Here is a 16,476-nt window from a genome sequence, read left to right as displayed (position 1 = left end):
GTCGATGGCTTAAAAGGAGAAATGCATGAAAAAGCCTGCAAAGAACACGATCTGCCTTTGGTTCGATGGCGACGCGGAAGAGGCGGCGCGCTTTTACGCGGGGATCTTCCCCGATTCATCGGTTGACGCGGTGCACCTCGCGCCGGGGGATTACCCGTCCGGGAAAAAAGGCGATGTATTGACGGTCGAGTTTACCGTCATGGGGATTCCTTGCCTCGGGCTCAACGGGGGACCTGAGGTCAAGCACAACGAGGCATTCTCGTTCCAGGTCGCTACTACGGACCAGGCGGAGACCGACCGGTACTGGAACGCAATCGTCGGCAACGGGGGGAAAGAGATCGTCTGCGGCTGGTGCAGAGACAAGTGGGGCATCTCGTGGCAGATCACCCCGGTCGCTTTGACGGAGGCGATAACCGATCCCGATCCCGCCGCCGCAAAGCGCGCGTTCGATGCGATGATGCAGATGGTGAAGATCGACATCTCGGCCATAGAGGCGGCGCGCCGAGGCTGAGGTCCCGGGCCTGGTCCTGCCGGGGAAAGGAGGCGACAAAGCATGAGAGTGATACTTGCGTTGATCTTGGTGGTGCTTGTTGCAGGCACCGCTCCGGCGAAGGAAATCGCGGGCGTGAAGGTCGAACCACAAGTGACGGTGAATGCCGAAACGCTGACCTTGAACGGCAGCGGCATCAGGAAGAAATTCTTCGTCAAAGTTTACGTCGGCTCCCTGTATTCCGCGCGACGCCTGAACAGCGGCCCGGAAGCGCTCCGCGACACGGGAGACAAGTTGATCAGGATGGCTTTCGTCTACCCGAAGGTGGAGAAGGAGAAGATCGTCGAGGCGTTCCAGGAGGGTTTTGTGAACAACGCGCCTGACCTTGCCGATGCTGCGGAAGTAAAGAAATTCCTCTCCTTTTTCACGGGAGACTTCAAGCGTGGCGACGAGGTCGACATATTCCTGGGGGGCGACGGTACGGTGACGGCGAAGCATAACGGCAAACTCCTCGGGACCCTGATCTCCCGCCCCCTTGCCACCGCCATCCTAGCCATCTACCTCGGAGAAAAACCCGCCGACGCAAGCCTGAAGAAGGGGATGCTCGGCAAGTAAGTGCCGTTTTGCTAAGATCCGTTCACCGCTCTATCGTTTTGGTCTCGGTCCTGATTTGGGCTCTTTATCCGTCATGTAATACCTCTTCTGCTTTTCGTTCCAGATTAAAGGCTCGTAGTAGTGCTCGCCAGCGACGGTAGGGTCATAGACATCCACTCTTATTTCTGTTGGTACTTCAGATTTCCACTTTCCAAAGTAAACGGCTGGCTCGGCTGGGGCATCTGTCGGGAAAATCTCCGGGAGTGTCCCTACAACGTTCATACGATCATCAACAATGATGGTGTAAGAAAAATCCTCCCATACCTTTGCCTGTTTCGTATTGAGATAGTCTTCAGCCCAGACTGAAATAATCGAGACTACCGCTTTTGATGATTGTTCTTTCTTCAAGGGACATATTTTTGTGAATGTTAAATACTTGTGCCATGAGGCCGGCAACTTTATAGCCCGTTGTGGATCGATAACGACACAATCTCTCGGCTTTAGTTCTGTAAAGCCAATGTAGCCTTCAGCGAAGGCAAACTGGGTTGGCCATGACAGGCATGAGGCGAGAGCTATAAAAACGGTAAAGGCTTTTTGCATGCGCTGATCTCCTCAGTCCTCCGCACCATCTGGGGACCCATATGGTGTCCCAACGTACTTATAGAAACGAACGTGTTTAAATTTTTCCCGCGACCAGGCATCCGCGATAGTTCTATCCCCTTTGCTTTTTGCTCCAGGCCAACTTCCTATCGACGTGGACATGGCAAGAGGAAATATGCCGTAGCAGGGCAGTACTTTTGACCTGCCTTCTCGGTCCAAGTAGCTGTACCCGCCATGATTTTTTGGCTGACCTGGATATACAACTATCACGTGACCGTGTCCCGATTCAGCTGCGCCGCCTATAACAAGGACGCCATCATTTGCAAGTTGTGCTAGTTCATGAATCTGAACCTCTTGCCATCTAGGACTTCGCTCTACAACCTGGAGGAGGTTGTTTGCGGTAAGGTAAGGCTGGTCGTGAACGCACCTCCTTATGACGTGCCAGACGGCATGGCTGCACGACTTGGGATATGTATAAAAGGCTTCATCGCAAGCAGCTTTCAACGAGTGGCATTTTTGGCAGCTGTTGTTGCCAGACATAATCACTCCCTCCTCAACGCCTTAGGTCACTGCCTCGCGTATTAAGTATGGCAAATGAACTCGTGAGGGCAAGCCCGTCGTTAAGACCGCAAAATCTAACTCCCCCCCCCCTCATGCGTGGTAGTGTCACTAACTCGACTCAGGCAGATCACTGCTCCGCCATATTTCCCGCAGTGTGTGCGTCCATGTGGTGACGTCGCGGCAAAGGGTTGACACGCGACGCGTGACAACATAGAGTTTAGGGGTGATAAAGACTTTCGCCGACAAAGAGACGAAGCAAGTCTTCCTTACCGGGAAGTCGAAGCGATTGCCCCCGGATCTACTAGGAAGAGCGATACGTTGTCTGGAGTATATTGACCTTGCATCCGTCCTGGACGACCTGAAGGTTCCTCCCAGCAACAGGTTGCATGCCTTGCACGGAAACCGCTTCGGGCAGCATGCCATCTCAATCAATGACCAGTGGCGGATCTGCTTTAGTTGGGACAACGGTGATGCATACGACGTGGAGATAACGGATTATCATTGAGGTGTGCAATGTTTAGAAACGATAGAGACAAAAGAGAAACACCGCCGACACATCCGGGAGCAATGCTGCGGGAAGACTTCTTGCCGGATTACGGTTTGACGGCTGGAGCGCTCGCGGGGACCTTGGGAGTATCCCGACAAACAATCAACGAGTTGTTACGGGAGCGCAGGGCGGTGAGCCCTGGCATGGCGCTTCGGCTTTCCCGGTTTTTCGGAAACAGCCCTGAATTTTGGTTGAACGCCCAGCGGGCTGTAGACCTGTGGCAGGCGGAAAAGGATCTTGCAAAAGAACTGGCTGCGATCCGGTCGGTTCAGGCTGCGTAGAGGGTTGAAGTCGAAGCGTAAGGGGGGCAAACCCTTTAGCTTCAACCCTTGGTTACCTCCTCCAAATACCCTCAAGTCAAAACCACCTGCCGTTTCTAGCTTCGAACTCAAGCTGGTAAGAAAGAATCACTTTAAATGGCTGCCGGTGCGGGTAGGCCCCGTGTGCGCAGCTTTGTAACGTCTTGGCTGTTCCAAAAGCGGTACTTGTTCCAGCTTGGACCGCTTTGGGCGTCCCGTTTTATTCCACGTCGTAAGAGGTTCCTTACCCTTTTGAAAACACCTGCCTGTAAAAATTTCTTTGTTTACACATAGTAATTGTTCCAACGCTAAGAAATAGTGCTCTGGGAATTGATGTCGGTATGTCAATTGCTATAAAGGCATTCTATTTAATTGTATTCAGATTTTTGTGCACAACAGCTGCATGGTTGTGCAGATACAGTAACAAAGCTGCTTTGTATTACATGCGCAAATATTGTCATACAAAAACATCTTTTGAAGAAGCAGCAATGCAGCGGCTCATAGTAAAAGCCGCTTTTTAAATAGATGCGGATGCAATGATGGATTCATTCAACCAGGGGGTAACATGCAGAAAAGTAAAATAACGATGCTGGCAGCGGTATTGGCTGTCGCAGCGAGCGCACAGTCAGTGCAGGCCTTCGAGATAGGCGGGGCCAACGGGTGGAAGTTCTCCACGGACGGCTTCCTCAATGTCTTCGCTACCTACGAGTCGGTCGGACGGCGTCCGGCCGGCGTCATCGGGGGCGAGATCGGCGGCGACCAGACGGGTACGGGCGAGAGCCAGCAGCAGTTCAGGGTGAGGACGGGCCTGCTCCCGGTGGGCGTGGGGCTGAACATACAGTCTCCCACCACCAACGGCGTGGATTACGCGGTACGTCTCGGACTCTACCCGCAGGTTCAGAACAACGGGGGGAGCCGCACCGACCTCTCGCCGAACATCGACTTCCGCGAAATCAACATGACGGCGACCGGTGCCTTCGGCCAGGTCCTTGCCGGCCGCGCCATCAACCTCTACCAGGCCAAGAACATCCTCACCGACATGACGCTGTTCGGGGCCGGAGTGATCGGGCCGGTGAATAACGGGCCGACCATGGGGCACATCGGCTACGGCTACCTGTATCCCAACTTCGGGGCACAGATCAGGTACACCACGCCGGATATGAACGGCTTCCAGGTCGCCTTCAGCGTTAACGACACGAACGACATCGGTGCGGCGACGATCCGCAACGTGCCGCGCCTGGAGAGCGAGATCTCTTACGCCAAGGACTTCTCCGGCGGGAAGTTCCTGGGCTGGGTGTCCGGGCTTTATCAGCAGGCGAGCTTCTCCTCCGCCCAGACGGTCACCGTTCCGGTGACGCTGAACCCGGACGGCAGCATCACACCGGAGCATACCGTTGCTGCGGTGCGTCCGGGCGGTCACGTCACTTCGGTTGGCGGGGCGGGGGGCGTACAGCTCGATGTGGGTGGGCTTCAGCTACTCACCTCCTGCTACGGCGGAAAAGCGCTCGGCATGCTGGGGATGCAGGGCGCGGACGCGCTCTCCGCGGACGGCAGGGAGAGAACCAACTGGGGCTTTTTAAACCAGGCGACCTACAAGGTGACCCCTGTGGTGAAGTTGGGCGTCAACTACGGCCAGAGCAGGGCGGAACTTGCCGGCAACGACACGGAGCTGAACATCCAGAAACAGCAGGCGGCGGTGGTTGCGGTGACCTACAACGTGAACCCGTTCGTCCAGATCATCGGCGAGTACACCTGGGCGCAGGACCGCTGGTTCAACGGGGCGACTCAGGACGCCAACATCGGAGCAATCGGGACCTTTATATACTGGTAGAGACTTCCCCCCTTCGCCAAGGCAACGGGGGGCAGGCTCCCCCTTAGCCAAGGCTGCGGGGGGCGAAAATCCAGCCCGTCCTCCTCCTTCGCCTAGTTGGAATGACAAAGGCAAATCCCCCCTGTCCCCCCTTCGCAAAGGGGGGAACGTTTGGCAGGCTTTACTGCTTCGAGGCAACACTCACGTGCTTTCCCGAAATTTCCTGAAGAGCCTTCGCAAAGGGGGGGACGCTTGGGGGCGGGCAGCGCTTCGTGGGGAACTCGGCCGCTTTTCCTGAAATGTGTAAAAAAACACTTTCCCGATTTACTTGGCCCTTTGCGGACGTCACGACCGGGATGCCGCGTTTTGCTTGCATCGACTCGCAAAAGTGGCTAGAGTCCGGCTCATGTCACTGGAACAGTACCTGAGCGAGCAAGGCAACAGTATGGAGATCGGTCTGGTGCTCCTGTCGGAGGATTGGCAGGTGCTCGGCATGAACGAACATGCGTTGGGCGTCGCCGGTCCCGACATGGCGCCGGTGGGCCAGAACCTGTTTCAGATGCATCCTCCGAAGAGCCGGGAGAAAGTCCGCGGCGTCCTGGACGAGTTGTCGGGGCTGCAGGAGTCGAAGTCGAGATCGATGGTGATCGATTTCCTCGGCAAGGTTCTGATGATCAGCCTGTCGCGCCTCATGGTGCCGGGGAGCACCATAGCTTGGGCGGTTTCCTTCATGGATCTCTCGGAACAGACCGGCGCCCGAACCAACCCGACAAGCGGTCACCTCGAACTGAAAAAGATGCCGATCTACGAAAACGGCGCCTTCCATTTCCTCTCGGCGGACCAGGTACACCTGATCGAGGCCGACGGCAATTACTGCCGCATCCATACCCCGCGCAAGAAGTTTTACCTCCTGATGAGCCTCAAGGCGGTCCTTGAGCGCTTTCCGACCGCCGACTTCCTGAAGGTGCACAAGAGTTTCGTGGTGAACCTAAGACACGTGAAAGCGATCGGGCCTGCCGGGGAGAACCGCATGGTGGTCTCTTTCCACGACCCCGCCATTCCCCCCGCTCCCGTTTCCCGCCGCCTGGTGCCCGCGGTGAAGAAGGCGCTCTCGGCTGCCACCACCGTTCGTCCCTTGGATTGACCCGTTCATCAAGTTCTCCTTGAGCCTCCGGCAGCGGAGTGGGATATTGCGCGGCAACGGCGTTCCCCTGTATGGGGACATTTTCTGTTCGAAGGAGAAGTGCTATGAGGTTCAGTAACTGCAGATTGATCACCCGTATGGCGGTCCTGCTGGTTTGTCTTGCCGTCCCGGTATGGGCCGGTGCGGGCGGGGCGCAGAGCCAGGAAAAGTCCGTGCAGGCCACGGGAGCGGCACAGTTGTCGGAGGAGATCCTGAAGAGAAGCACGGTTTTCTTTGCGGCTCCGCCGTTCATGCCGGCTGAGAACGTGTACGAGGACGTCGTGAAAGACCACGAGCAGGGGTATTTTATCGTGAGCCTGCAATCCCGCGCCGAGTTCGCCAAAGGGCACGTGCCGGGTGCGGTGAACATCCCGTTCGAGGAGATCACGGAAGGGAAATCCCTGGCGCTGTTGCCGCGCGACAAAATGATCGTGTTGACCTGCGACGATGGGCACCGATCCATGATGGCGTCGCTTTACTTCAACCAGCTGGGCTACAGTGCCACCACCGTGCCGATGGGGCTAAGCCACTGGAACCGCGCCCAATCGGCGGCTCCTTACACGGCTTCGGCGGGTTACCCGGTGAGCAGCGAGAATACGGAAGCGGCACCCGGCAAGAAGATCCCTGCGGTTCCGGGTAAGGGTGCCACAGGGGACGAACTCATCACCGAGCGGACCAAAGCGGTGCTTGGCTCTGGGAAGCCTTTCTTCATGGACCGCGCCGAGCTTTACCGGGAGCAGGCCAAAGACGGGGGCAAGGGGGTATTTGTCGTCAGCATCCAGCGTCCGGAGGACTACGCCTTGGGTCATGTTCCCGGAGCGGTCAACATCCCGTTCTCGCAGATCGCTACGATGGAGAGCCTCGGCAAGCTGCCGACGGACCGGAAGATCGTCGTGGTTTGCTACATCGGTCACATCGGCGCGGCGGTCACCCTCATGCTGAACCAGTTGGGGTACGATGCCTACGATCTGCGCTTTGGGACCATGGGATGGAACGACACGACGGAGGGGCTCGGCAAGATGAAGGGATTTCTGCTGAATCTCGGGAAGGACAACAAGTACCCCGTGGAGGGGGAGATGACGAAGTGAGGCCGAGAAAAAGGCACCCGGAAAACCGGGTGTCTTTTTTTGTTCGGGTGCCGCGGGCTAGTCGCCGCTCAGAACAGCGTGGCGCAGACAAGGTTTCAGCCGCTTGGGCCGACGCTTCATGCGCGGGTGTTGACAAAGCCGCCTGGTAAATGTACGTTTCATCTGTACATTATGGAGGCGAAAATGATCAAGGTGAATGTGACGCAACTGCGCAATAATCTGACTGTCTACCTCGGCAAGGTCAAGGCCGGCGAAGAGGTGGCACTGACCTCTCGTGGCAAGGTTATAGCACGGCTAGTTCCTGAGGTCGATGAGGCGCGTGAGGCTCGTATGCGTTTGGAAGCCGCCAGAAAGGATAGTTGGGTCGGAGACGTGGTGTCGCCTATCGAAGAAGCATGGGAGGTGGAAAGTGGTGCTCCTTGACACCTGTGTGATGATCTTCGACGCTTTGGCACCGGATCAACTGACCAAAAAGGCGGTAAGGGAGCTGGAAAAGGCAAGGTACGAGGGGGAACTGGGCTGCAGCAATATCTCCCTTTGGGAAATTGCGATGCTTCTTAGCAAAGGAAGGATTAAGGTGGCAATTCCGCCCAGGGACTTTCTGATGGATATCATCGCGGCAAACAAGCTGAAAGTGCTGCCGATAACGCCGGACATCGCCTACCACTCAAGTCATCACCCCGACTTTGCTCATGGAGATCCGGCAGACAGGATAATTGCTGCGACGGCCTTGCACTACAAGGCAAGCCTTATCACCTGTGACGCTAAACTGCGTAACATAAAGGTACTTAAAACGGTATGGTAGGCAGCGGTTCGTCCGCCATGCACGTGCTGGAAAAAAGAACGGCACCCGGGAAATCGGGTGCCGTTCTTCGTTAGAGGAGGGGAAACGCACGAGGCTTTTTCCACTAGTATCTCGGACGGTACCTCTCGCCGCGGGAGACGGGGCGGTAGAGACGGCCGTCGTAGCGGCCGACATCACGACGGTAGCGCCGGTACTCGACATCGCGGTAGTGGCGTATGTTCACCACCTCGTACTGGACGAAGAGCGGAGGGTAAGAAGTCCTGGGGACGTAGGTCCAGGGACCGTTGTAGTAGGGACCGCGGAACCAGTTGCCGCCGCTGTAATAGTAATACTCGTTCCCGGTGTAGACGAGCTCGTAGGGGACGGAGACCGCCACGTAGGCGTTCAACTGCGGTGAGTAGATGAACTCGGGCGGCTCCTGCTCGTACTCTTCAGGCGCCGGAACGAGTACCGGCGCCGGGGGAGGCGGCGCTACCACGGGCGGTCCCGGAGGAGGGGGAGGTACGATGCGCTCGGGAGCGGGCTCGGGCGGCGGCGGGGGCGGGACTGCCGCGACGCGTGTCGCTGCCGGTTGCCGCGCACCCGGGACTTGGTTTCCGTAGGTGTACATGCACTGGACGTAGGAGTTGTCGTAACGCCGCTGCGCTTCGGCGCCGTAAACCTCCGAGGCGCCGGAGCCGGCTGCGGCACCGAACAAAAGGCCGGTCGCGGCCCCGATCGCGGCGCCCGCTCCCGCGTGCCCGGAAGCGGCCCCGAGTGCTGCGCCTGCGCCGGTGCCGACCGCGGTGCCGACGACCGCGCTCGTCGCCATGTTACGGTCATAGGTCTCCTGGACCGGAGAACCAAGCTGTGACTGCGCCCAGTTTCTGCAGGTGGAATCCTCCTGCATGAAAGTCTCGAAGGACTTTCCCTTGGAAGGAAGGACCCTGACGTTCGGGCCATTGGGCACGGTCACACACCCGCTCAGCATGGTAACCAACAAGATACTTTGTAGTACATGTCTTCTCATCGAATCCCCCAGCTCGTGCATCGTGCTTCGATGCGGCATGGTCTTTGGTATCGCCGAAACGGATTCTTCCGCAGCGTGCGCTGTTACATTGACAAAGAAATAGGGAAAAAATGTGGCAGAAATGTGGAAAAAAGTAAAGGAGAGGTAAATGTAACGGTATTAATGGTCAGGGGGCACTGTCTAAGCGGGCTATTCGAGGGTGAGAACCATCTCTCCGACCTTTAGTTTCGTCTTCATCTTCAATGGGATATGGCGGGTATCGTCGGAAAACCAGAAGGTGGTTCCGCCGACCTTCGAGAGGACGTCATTCGCCTTGAGCGTCGAGACGACCACCACGGTGGTGACCGTCCCCTGCCGCGTTGTCAGTTGTTGTCGCTTCGTCACGCGTGCCTCGGCGTTCCAGAGGCGTTTCCCATCGTAGATGTCGAATAGGATACTCGTCCCGGGATCGAGGGGGCGGGAGCGGAGGAAATAGAGGGAAGAAAGGTCGTCATGGGTGTCGGCCGTGATGGCCTCTTTCTTTCGGGTGTTCCTGACGAGGTCCGTTGTTTCGGCCTGCAGCCCCTTGAAGTCGAAAACGACTTCATTCCGGGTATGGTGTCTTCCCTCGTTGATGGACGCGCGGTAGATATGCGGGCGGCCGTCCGCGGACATGACGGACTCGATCCGGTCTTCGATGTGGAAAATAGTGGAGACGAGGCCCGCGGAGCGGATCGTGTTCACGGCCTTGAACCCGTCTTCCTGTCTGGTGAGCTCTATGACGGCGCTCCCTGCGCTGATGCCGTTCCAGGTCGCGTCGTAGACGAGCCGCTCCGGGGGCGGGAAGGCGTGCGCCGGGTGGATGGGCGCGGTTAGGAGCAGCACGATTCCGAGGAGGAAATTTTTCATCCGAACAGCTTACCCTGCAAAGGGGAAATTTTAACCGCTGCCGACGATTATTTTATGCCGTGGAGTGATGGAGGCTGAGTGGGCTCAGGCGAGGTCTTCCCGGGCAACGGAAGCAGGGCGTCTCGAACGGATGCGGCGTATCACGACGGGGAGCAGGAACATCAGGGCGAGGATGACCAGCATGGTGGTCTCTGGGTCCTTGATGTAGCGGTTGAGGCTGAGGGTGGAGTAGGCGATGACGCCGAAGTAAAGCATGTCACCGGCGATGGCGAAGGCCCAGCCTGCGATGAAGCCGTGCCCGGCGGCGAGTGCCGAGGCGCGTCCGGTCATGGGGTCGACGCCGAAGGCGATCAGTATAAGGCCTATGGGACCGGCCGCGGTCCCCTGGTGCTGGGCGGCGTGGCGCGCGTTGGCCGCCTTCATGGCTGCGGCGAAGCGGCGCAGGAACGGGATGCGGCTGCAGATGAGAGCGAGTACGCGCAGGATCGGCTCGAAGACGACGGCGAGGATGATGTCGGAGACGAGGTAGACGAGCGCGGTGATCTGCCAGGCGAGGCCGCTCGACTTCGCGAGCAGGACGCCGGCCGGGATGCCGCCTCCCACCGGGATCAGGAAGAGCTTCAAAACGGAGAGTATTGCCGCCGTCGACGGCAGGAAAAGCAACTGGTCTTTCATCATGGGCATCACGTCGTTTGGTAGCTTCGGTCGAAAGGTGCACAGGGTGCACACTTCCGGGCATCGTATATGAGAGCGGCGCTCGCCGCAACAGCTTTCGGCGTCTGTTGTTGCAAACGGCGGGACCAGGTGCGCCGTCAATTCCCTGCGCATGGGGGGAGCAGTAGAGCAGCTTCGAAGGGGGGGGGATCAGTCGGGGGCGGGCCTGCAGAAGAAGCGGCGGCAGATCGCCGGGCGTGCCTCATAGATGCCGCATCGGTTGCCGTCCAGGAATTCGCAGCCGTTTTCGATGATCAGTTTGTGGGGGCCATACAGGGAAAAATGCAGACGGGTGGCGCCAAGCTCCTCGAGGCGCAGGTATTCTTCCCAGGTGAGATCGATGTTCGGGAAGGATCGGCAGCAAAGGGCCGCGCACTCCCTGCAGCAGGAAGGATCGTCCAGGGGGTGGTCCAGCAACAGGCCGTGGCGCTTATCCTTATGGTGTCTGGCAAAGAGCATGGTGCACCTGTCGGCCGGCGTTGCTAGCTCATCTCGCTGTACCTGGCGGCATAAACGTTAAGCTGCTGACGCCATGCGCAGGCATCGGGATTGAAGCCGCATTGCCGGCAAGGGTTGCCCCCGGTCCGGAACCAGAGACAGATGAAATTGCGTGCGTTGTTGACCGCTTCACAACTACCGCCGACATAGTCCTGCATAGTTATTCTCATAGGCACCTCCAGTAGTGCATTTAATAGTAACCGCTCAGGGGCGGCATGCATTAGGAGTGTGCGAATTTCTGCTGCGTTCTGTACTAAAAAAACTTTCGCAATGTATTCACTCCCATTTGAAGGCGGCCATGGAGAGGGCGCCGTAGGTGTAACCATCGTGCAGCACGGTGCCGCTCCCTCCGGCCCCCATCGCGACCAGCAGGGGGAGAAAATGCTCGGGAGTGGGGTGGTTGCGCCGCGCGTTGGGTGCCTGCCGTTCGTAGTCGACCAGGTCGTTCGCCCGTCCTTCCAATACCGCTTCCTTCAGCCAGTCGGCGAATTCCTTCGCGTACGGCAAAGGTGCGGCGTCGAGCGCGCGGCCGAAGAAGTCGCCTAGGTTGTGCGTGGCGGAACCGCTGGCGAGGATCAGGATTCCCTCGTCCCGCAATGGGCGCAGGGCCTCGCCCATCTCCAGGTGATGATGGGCTCCGAGGCGGGGTTGGACCGAGAGCTGCACCACCGGGATGTCGGCATCCGGGTAGATGAGCATGAGCGGCGCCCAGGCGCCGTGGTCCAGGCCGCGTTCCGGGTCTATTTCACCGGGGATTCCCGCTTCCCGCAGCAGGGAAAGAACGCTCCCGGCTAACGCGGGAGCGCCGGGAGCGGGATAGCGCAGTTGGTACAGTTGCTCCTGGAAACCACCGAAGTCGTGGATGGTCGGCGGCTGGGGGTGACCGGTCAACCGCGGGGTGTCGGTGGTCCAGTGGGCCGAGACCGAGACGATGGCCTTGGGGCGCCCAAGCTCTCCTCCGAGACTTTTGAGGAAATCCCGCGTCGGGCAATCCTCCAGTACGATGGACGGAGCGCCGTGCGATACGAATACTGATGGAAATCTTGATGACATGACCTGCTCCTTGCTAGATCCACTAGCTGTAGAGTTTCACGCGCCCTTCAAGCGGTGCGAACGCCTTCTCTCCCGGTGCCGCCGCCGGTTTGCCGAAAGGCATCTGTGCGACGAGCTTCCAGCTTTCCGGGACGTGCCACTGCTGCCTTACCGCGTCGTCGATCACCGGGTTGTAGTGCTGCAGCGATGCGCCCCACCCTTCGGCCTCGAGGGCGGTCCATACCGCAAACTGGAGCATCCCTGAAGACTGCTGCGACCAGACCGGGAAGTTCTCGCTGTACGCCGGAAAACTCTCCTGAAGACCTTCTACCACGTCGGTGTCCTCAAAGTAGAGGACGGTGCCGTAGCCGCTGCGGAAGGCGCCGTCGATCTTTTGCTGCGTGGCGGCAAAGGCATCCTGCGGCACGATCTTCTTCAGTTCGGTTTTGGTGATGTCCCAAAGCCTGTCGTGTTCCGCACCGAGCAGGATGAGCACCCGGCTGCTCTGCGAATTGAAAGAGGACGGCACGTGCTGCACCGCTTCCCCGACAAGCTCGCGGATCCGCTCGTCGCTTGTCACCTGTTCCTTGTCCAGCGCGTAAAAAGTCCTGCGGTTTTTGATGGCGTCCCAGTATGCGGTTTTCATGACGTATGCTCCTTTGCGTTTATCGTCGGCGTCATTGTTTGACGTCATATGCTTTAACATTAAACTAAATCTGTGAGCCTGAAATGTCAACCCTCTTTTTTACGCGAGAAAGTGAAGAGGTGAGGGGAGTCGGGAAAATAAAAAAAACAGGGCGGCCCGATCGGACTGCCCTGCTCTTATTTACGGAAACGACTGGAGCTTACTGACTAGATGTCCCAGTTGTCGATCTTCATGGTGCCGTTCTTGGCGAGGTTGACCTGCATCTTGAAGACGCGGTCGAGGAGCTGCGGCTCGTGGCCTGCCTTTCTTTCGATGCAGTCTTTCTTCGCCATGTCGAAGTACTCCTGCAGAAGCGGCTTGTAGTCCGGGTGCGCGCACTTGTCTATGATGAGCTGGGCGCGGCTTTTCGGGCTCAGGCCGCGCAGGTCGGCAAGACCCTGCTCGGTGACCAGCACGTCGAGGTCGTGCTCGGTGTGGTCGACGTGCGGCACGTGCGGCACGACGCAGGTAATACCGGTCGGGTCGGTCTTGGTCGGACGGGCCGACGGGGTGTGCATGATGGAGAGGAAGGCGTTCCTCAGGAAGTCACCCGAGCCGCCGATGCCGTTGATCATCCTGGTGCCGCCGACCAGCGTGGAGTTGGCGTGCGCGTAGATGTCGAACTCGACCGGCGTGTTCATGGCGATGCACCCGAGACGACGGATCGGTTCCGGGTGGTTCGCGATGGAGAGCGGACGCATCATCACCTTGTTGCTGTACTTGTCCCAGTTCTCGTAGAAGCGCTTGAAGCCGTCCACGGAGAAGGAGAGGGAGACGGTGGAGGCGAAGTCGAGTTTCCCGGAGTCGAAGAAGTCGAGCATGGTGTCCTGCAGTACCTCGGTCCAGACCTTTAGGCCGGTGAAGGGGCCGTTGGCGAGGCCGCCGATGACCGCGTTGGCGATGGAGCCGACGCCGGACTGCAGCGGGAGGAGGTTCTTCGGCAGGCGGCCCGCCTTCACCTCGGCGGAGAAGAAGTCGATGATGTTGTTCGCGATCGCCTCGGAGGTGTCGTCCTGCTCGCTGAAGGCGCGGCCGTTGTCCGGGCGGTTCGATTCGACGATGGCGACGATCTTGTCGTTGTCGACGCGGACGTAGGGGGAACCGGCGCGGTCGTCGACGCGGCAGATCAGGTAGGGGAGGCGGTTCGGCGGGTTGATCGGCTCGACGATGTCGTGGAGCCCCTCGAAGTTCGGGATCGAGGTGTTGACCTCGATGATGATCTTGTCGGCGATCTGTACGATCTCGGGGACCGCGCCGCAGGAGGCGGTCAGCACCAGCTCACCCCTCTCGGTGATGGCGGAGCACTCAATGATGGCGATGTCGAGGCGCCCGCCGTTTTCCTTGGTGTAGAAGCCGTAGCCCAGGTCCTGTGCGAACATGGAGAGGTGCTTGTCGCCCATACGGATGCGCCCGGTGTTGATGCCGGCCTGGATGTTTTTCCCGGTCTGGTACGGCCAGCGGCGGTCGATCATGTCGAGCGAGGCCCAGCGGTCCTCGGTCTCGACGCCGACGGATGCGCCGATGAAGAGGTTGAACCTCAGTTTCCCCTGCAGGTTGTTCTTCTCGACGTGGTCGGCGAGGGCGATCGGGACCATCTTAGGATAGCCGGCCGGGGTGAACCCGGACCAGCCCACGTTCATGCCGTCTTTGAACATGGGGATGACCTGGTCCACGGTGGTGATCCGCTCGTGAAGGCTCGACTTCCTGATCCTGTTGTGCAATTCGGACATTTAGCTGCATCCTCCTGATATGATTTTTGTTTCCACCGTGATCGGCGGAAAGATTGCCGGAAACGCGCAGTTTAATTTCGAACGTTCGTTCGAAAAATGAATACAACATATCAGTACGTCGTTTTATTTGCAATAGAATTGGTAATTCCCCGGCGATTTTGCTAATGTCTTGGCGGCTGACATCAACTAAGCCGGGGTGGAGCATGGAGAAAACCGGGATTCACAAGAAACTTATGGAGGTGGGGACGCAGCTTTTCGCGGAGCGGGGTGTGAACGGCGTCAGCATAAGGGAGCTTTCCCTGGCGGCGGGGACCAGCATCTCGATGATCTCCTACCATTTCGGGAGCAAGGAAGGGCTTTACTCGGCGGTTTTGCAGGAGCAGTTCGCCTGCTTCGCCGAGATTCACGAGATCCGGCGCCAGATCTCCGATCCGGTGGAGATGATCGAGAGTTACCTGCGCTGGACCTTCCAGAGGCACCGCAACAACCCGCATCTGTTGCGCTTCTACACGAGCGAGTTGACGAACCCGACGGCGTTTTTCGAGACGCTGGTGGCCCCGGTGATCGACGAGGTGATCGTGATCATGGCGGAAGCGGTCGCGCAGGGGCAGCAGCAGGGGAAATTCAGAGGGGACGTGGACCCGGCCAATGCGGCGCTCGCGCTGGCAGGCATGGTGAATTACTTCTTTTTGAGCCTGCAGGCGACCAAGAAGCTGATAAGCCAGTCGCCGGAGCAGGACGAGAGTCTGGTGCGGCAGTACCTGGAGATCTTCATCCGCGGCATCGGCGTGTAGCTTGCGGCAGCCGGCACGGCGCGCTGTCGCCGGGCGTCGGTCTTCTATCCTTCCACTAGGGCGCGCACCTTCATAACTACTTCTTCAAGTACCTGCCTGGTCACTTTGCCGTCTTTCTCCACTCGTCTTGCGCGCCAGTCCAGGGACTTTACCTGGTCGGCGAGTATCACGCCGCGGATGCCGGTTACCCCCGACACTGCCACCTCGAACGGGTATCCCTTGACTTGTGAGGTGATCGGGCAGCAAAGCATGAGGCCGGTCTTTCTGTTGTAGATCTGGGGTGACAGAACGAACGCAGGACGTCTACCCTTGTGTTCATGCCCGGCTTGCGGGTCGAAATCGAGCCAGATAACGTCGCCACGATCCGGGACGTACCCTGCCGTCACCAAAGCTCATTCCCGACCGGCTTCCCCGTCGGGACCTCGGAGTGCATGTTGTCCTCGGTTATGGCATCCACGAGCGACTCCAGCGCAAGGGCTGCAGGGGATACCGGCCTGATGACGATGCAGTTTTCCTGCCTGACGATCTCTATCGGCGAATCCACCTCGATGCCGCACTCTGCGGCCATCATTTTGGGCAAACGCACCGCGAGGCTGTTACCCCATTTCTGAGCCTTGGCTACCATCTCTTCCTCCCGTCCCCGGTGCTGTCACGGTTGACTGTATCGATGTATCTACAATGTATCAATCTTTTCCGTATTTGTCGTGTGTGGAGTACTTCGGGACAGGCATCTTGCATAAGGAATACGGAAGAGGCAACGCTTCTCTTCCTCTTTGAACAGGAAAAGGCCACGGGGAACCGTGGCCTTTCTTGTTGGAGGACGACCGCAAGACGGTCCTGGAAGGGGATCAGCGCTTTACGAGGATTTCCTTTGCGCGCTCCATCTGGTTCGGAAACAGGTCGTCGAGTACGGCCTCTTTGCCGGCGGCCTTGCGCACGGTGTAGCGCGCGCACCCCTCGAAGTTGTCGGTGCAGTACATCATCTTGAAGACGTTGCTGGTGGAAGGCATGTTGGCCATCTGGTCATTGAAGAAGATACATCCGGAAAGCAGTTCGCAGTCAGGCATCCTACTCCTCCTATCTTGGTTTAGCGGCCGGTTTGGGGGCCGTCGGAAGGAAAACGTCGACGAAGCATAAAGTCACGCAGGT

General features: G+C 58.5%; 23 protein-coding genes. 10 read left to right on the top strand and 13 right to left on the bottom strand.

The genetic code is table 11. From position 1 onward, the window contains the following. The first annotated feature begins 25 nt into the window (after positions 1–25). The gene (locus E8K79_RS13070; protein ID WP_136515122.1) at positions 26–511 is read left to right on the top strand and encodes a VOC family protein; all 486 of its coding nucleotides are present in this window, start codon (positions 26–28) and stop codon (positions 509–511) included. Between the two features lie 42 nt (positions 512–553). Beyond that, complete coding sequence (locus tag E8K79_RS13065; protein WP_136515121.1) at positions 554–1,105, top strand: chalcone isomerase family protein; 552 nt, start codon at positions 554–556, stop codon at positions 1,103–1,105. A gap of 30 nt (positions 1,106–1,135) precedes the next feature. Here the strand turns inward: E8K79_RS13065 and E8K79_RS13060 are convergent, their stop codons facing one another. Together E8K79_RS13060 and E8K79_RS13055 are read right to left on the bottom strand one after the other, a co-directional pair. Further along, positions 1,136–1,684 carry a hypothetical protein gene (locus E8K79_RS13060; RefSeq protein WP_136515120.1) on the bottom strand — a complete coding sequence of 183 codons (549 nt, stop codon included), beginning with the start codon at positions 1,682–1,684 and terminating at the stop codon, positions 1,136–1,138. Positions 1,685–1,696: 12 nt separating this feature from the next. Then, positions 1,697–2,224: a hypothetical protein gene (locus E8K79_RS13055; protein WP_136515119.1), complete on the bottom strand. Its 528-nt coding sequence runs from the start codon at positions 2,222–2,224 to the stop codon at positions 1,697–1,699. Between the two features lie 244 nt (positions 2,225–2,468). On the opposite strand from E8K79_RS13055, the gene E8K79_RS13050 reads away from it, so the two are divergent. The 7 genes from E8K79_RS13050 to E8K79_RS13020 all read left to right on the top strand — a co-directional run bounded on the left by E8K79_RS13050 (position 2,469) and on the right by E8K79_RS13020 (position 7,977). Continuing rightward, entirely contained in the window at positions 2,469–2,750 is a 282-nt protein-coding gene (locus E8K79_RS13050) for a type II toxin-antitoxin system RelE/ParE family toxin (protein WP_136515118.1), read from the top strand. An 8-nt stretch (positions 2,751–2,758) separates the two neighbouring features. Next, positions 2,759–3,073, top strand: coding sequence for a HigA family addiction module antitoxin (locus E8K79_RS13045; RefSeq protein ID WP_136515117.1), 315 nt, complete (start codon positions 2,759–2,761; stop codon positions 3,071–3,073). Positions 3,074–3,656: 583 nt separating this feature from the next. Next, entirely contained in the window at positions 3,657–4,922 is a 1,266-nt protein-coding gene (locus tag E8K79_RS13040) for a hypothetical protein (RefSeq protein ID WP_136515116.1), read from the top strand. 385 nt (positions 4,923–5,307) lie between these two features. Then, positions 5,308–6,045 (top strand): LytR/AlgR family response regulator transcription factor, encoded by a 738-nt coding sequence (locus E8K79_RS13035; RefSeq protein WP_136515115.1) that lies wholly within the window; start codon positions 5,308–5,310, stop codon positions 6,043–6,045. A 104-nt stretch (positions 6,046–6,149) separates the two neighbouring features. Beyond that, positions 6,150–7,172 (top strand): rhodanese-like domain-containing protein, encoded by a 1,023-nt coding sequence (locus E8K79_RS13030; protein WP_162604662.1) that lies wholly within the window; start codon positions 6,150–6,152, stop codon positions 7,170–7,172. Positions 7,173–7,355: 183 nt separating this feature from the next. After that, positions 7,356–7,595: a type II toxin-antitoxin system Phd/YefM family antitoxin gene (locus E8K79_RS13025; protein ID WP_136515552.1), complete on the top strand. Its 240-nt coding sequence runs from the start codon at positions 7,356–7,358 to the stop codon at positions 7,593–7,595. Beyond that, positions 7,582–7,977: a type II toxin-antitoxin system VapC family toxin gene (locus E8K79_RS13020; protein WP_162604661.1), complete on the top strand. Its 396-nt coding sequence runs from the start codon at positions 7,582–7,584 to the stop codon at positions 7,975–7,977. Before E8K79_RS13025 ends, E8K79_RS13020 begins: the two co-directional genes overlap by 14 nt. Positions 7,978–8,080: 103 nt before the next feature. On the opposite strand, the gene E8K79_RS13015 is transcribed toward E8K79_RS13020, so the two are convergent. From E8K79_RS13015 to E8K79_RS12980, 8 genes are all read right to left on the bottom strand, one after another. Next, on the bottom strand, positions 8,081–8,986 hold the full coding sequence (locus E8K79_RS13015) for a hypothetical protein (protein WP_136515112.1): 906 nt from the start codon (positions 8,984–8,986) through the stop codon (positions 8,081–8,083). Positions 8,987–9,175: 189 nt separating this feature from the next. Then, the gene (locus E8K79_RS13010) at positions 9,176–9,874 is read right to left on the bottom strand and encodes a DUF3108 domain-containing protein (protein ID WP_136515111.1); all 699 of its coding nucleotides are present in this window, start codon (positions 9,872–9,874) and stop codon (positions 9,176–9,178) included. A gap of 84 nt (positions 9,875–9,958) precedes the next feature. Continuing rightward, positions 9,959–10,552: a hypothetical protein gene (locus E8K79_RS13005; RefSeq protein ID WP_246043819.1), complete on the bottom strand. Its 594-nt coding sequence runs from the start codon at positions 10,550–10,552 to the stop codon at positions 9,959–9,961. A 186-nt stretch (positions 10,553–10,738) separates the two neighbouring features. Then, complete coding sequence (locus E8K79_RS13000) at positions 10,739–11,047, bottom strand: YkgJ family cysteine cluster protein (protein WP_136515110.1); 309 nt, start codon at positions 11,045–11,047, stop codon at positions 10,739–10,741. 23 nt (positions 11,048–11,070) lie between these two features. Beyond that, complete coding sequence (locus tag E8K79_RS12995; RefSeq protein WP_136515109.1) at positions 11,071–11,256, bottom strand: hypothetical protein; 186 nt, start codon at positions 11,254–11,256, stop codon at positions 11,071–11,073. A gap of 106 nt (positions 11,257–11,362) precedes the next feature. After that, positions 11,363–12,139, bottom strand: coding sequence for a DODA-type extradiol aromatic ring-opening family dioxygenase (locus tag E8K79_RS12990; protein ID WP_136515108.1), 777 nt, complete (start codon positions 12,137–12,139; stop codon positions 11,363–11,365). Between the two features lie 22 nt (positions 12,140–12,161). Further along, positions 12,162–12,764, bottom strand: coding sequence for a nitroreductase family protein (locus E8K79_RS12985; RefSeq protein WP_135869144.1), 603 nt, complete (start codon positions 12,762–12,764; stop codon positions 12,162–12,164). A gap of 206 nt (positions 12,765–12,970) precedes the next feature. Further along, positions 12,971–14,533, bottom strand: a complete 1,563-nt coding sequence (locus E8K79_RS12980) for an acetyl-CoA hydrolase/transferase C-terminal domain-containing protein (RefSeq protein ID WP_136515107.1) — start codon at positions 14,531–14,533, stop codon at positions 12,971–12,973. 203 nt (positions 14,534–14,736) lie between these two features. Between E8K79_RS12980 and E8K79_RS12975 the strand changes: the two genes are divergently transcribed. Further along, positions 14,737–15,327 carry a TetR/AcrR family transcriptional regulator gene (locus tag E8K79_RS12975; RefSeq protein ID WP_135869146.1) on the top strand — a complete coding sequence of 197 codons (591 nt, stop codon included), beginning with the start codon at positions 14,737–14,739 and terminating at the stop codon, positions 15,325–15,327. 44 nt (positions 15,328–15,371) lie between these two features. On the opposite strand, the gene mazF is transcribed toward E8K79_RS12975, so the two are convergent. From mazF to E8K79_RS12960, 3 genes are all read right to left on the bottom strand, one after another. Continuing rightward, a complete protein-coding gene (mazF, locus tag E8K79_RS12970; protein WP_136515106.1) occupies positions 15,372–15,713 on the bottom strand; it encodes an endoribonuclease MazF in 342 nt (113 codons plus the stop codon). After that, positions 15,710–15,952, bottom strand: a complete 243-nt coding sequence (locus E8K79_RS12965) for an AbrB/MazE/SpoVT family DNA-binding domain-containing protein (protein ID WP_135869148.1) — start codon at positions 15,950–15,952, stop codon at positions 15,710–15,712. The genes mazF and E8K79_RS12965 overlap by 4 nt, the downstream gene beginning before the upstream one ends. 223 nt (positions 15,953–16,175) lie before the next feature. Further along, positions 16,176–16,394: a hypothetical protein gene (locus tag E8K79_RS12960; RefSeq protein ID WP_136515105.1), complete on the bottom strand. Its 219-nt coding sequence runs from the start codon at positions 16,392–16,394 to the stop codon at positions 16,176–16,178. Positions 16,395–16,476: the final 82 nt, after the last annotated feature.

The organism is Geomonas edaphica, assembly GCF_004917075.1.
Classification (GTDB): Bacteria; Desulfobacterota; Desulfuromonadia; order Geobacterales; family Geobacteraceae; genus Geomonas; species Geomonas edaphica.
Note: the sequence above shows the minus strand (reverse complement) of the source record. Positions and strands in the feature narration are given on the sequence as shown.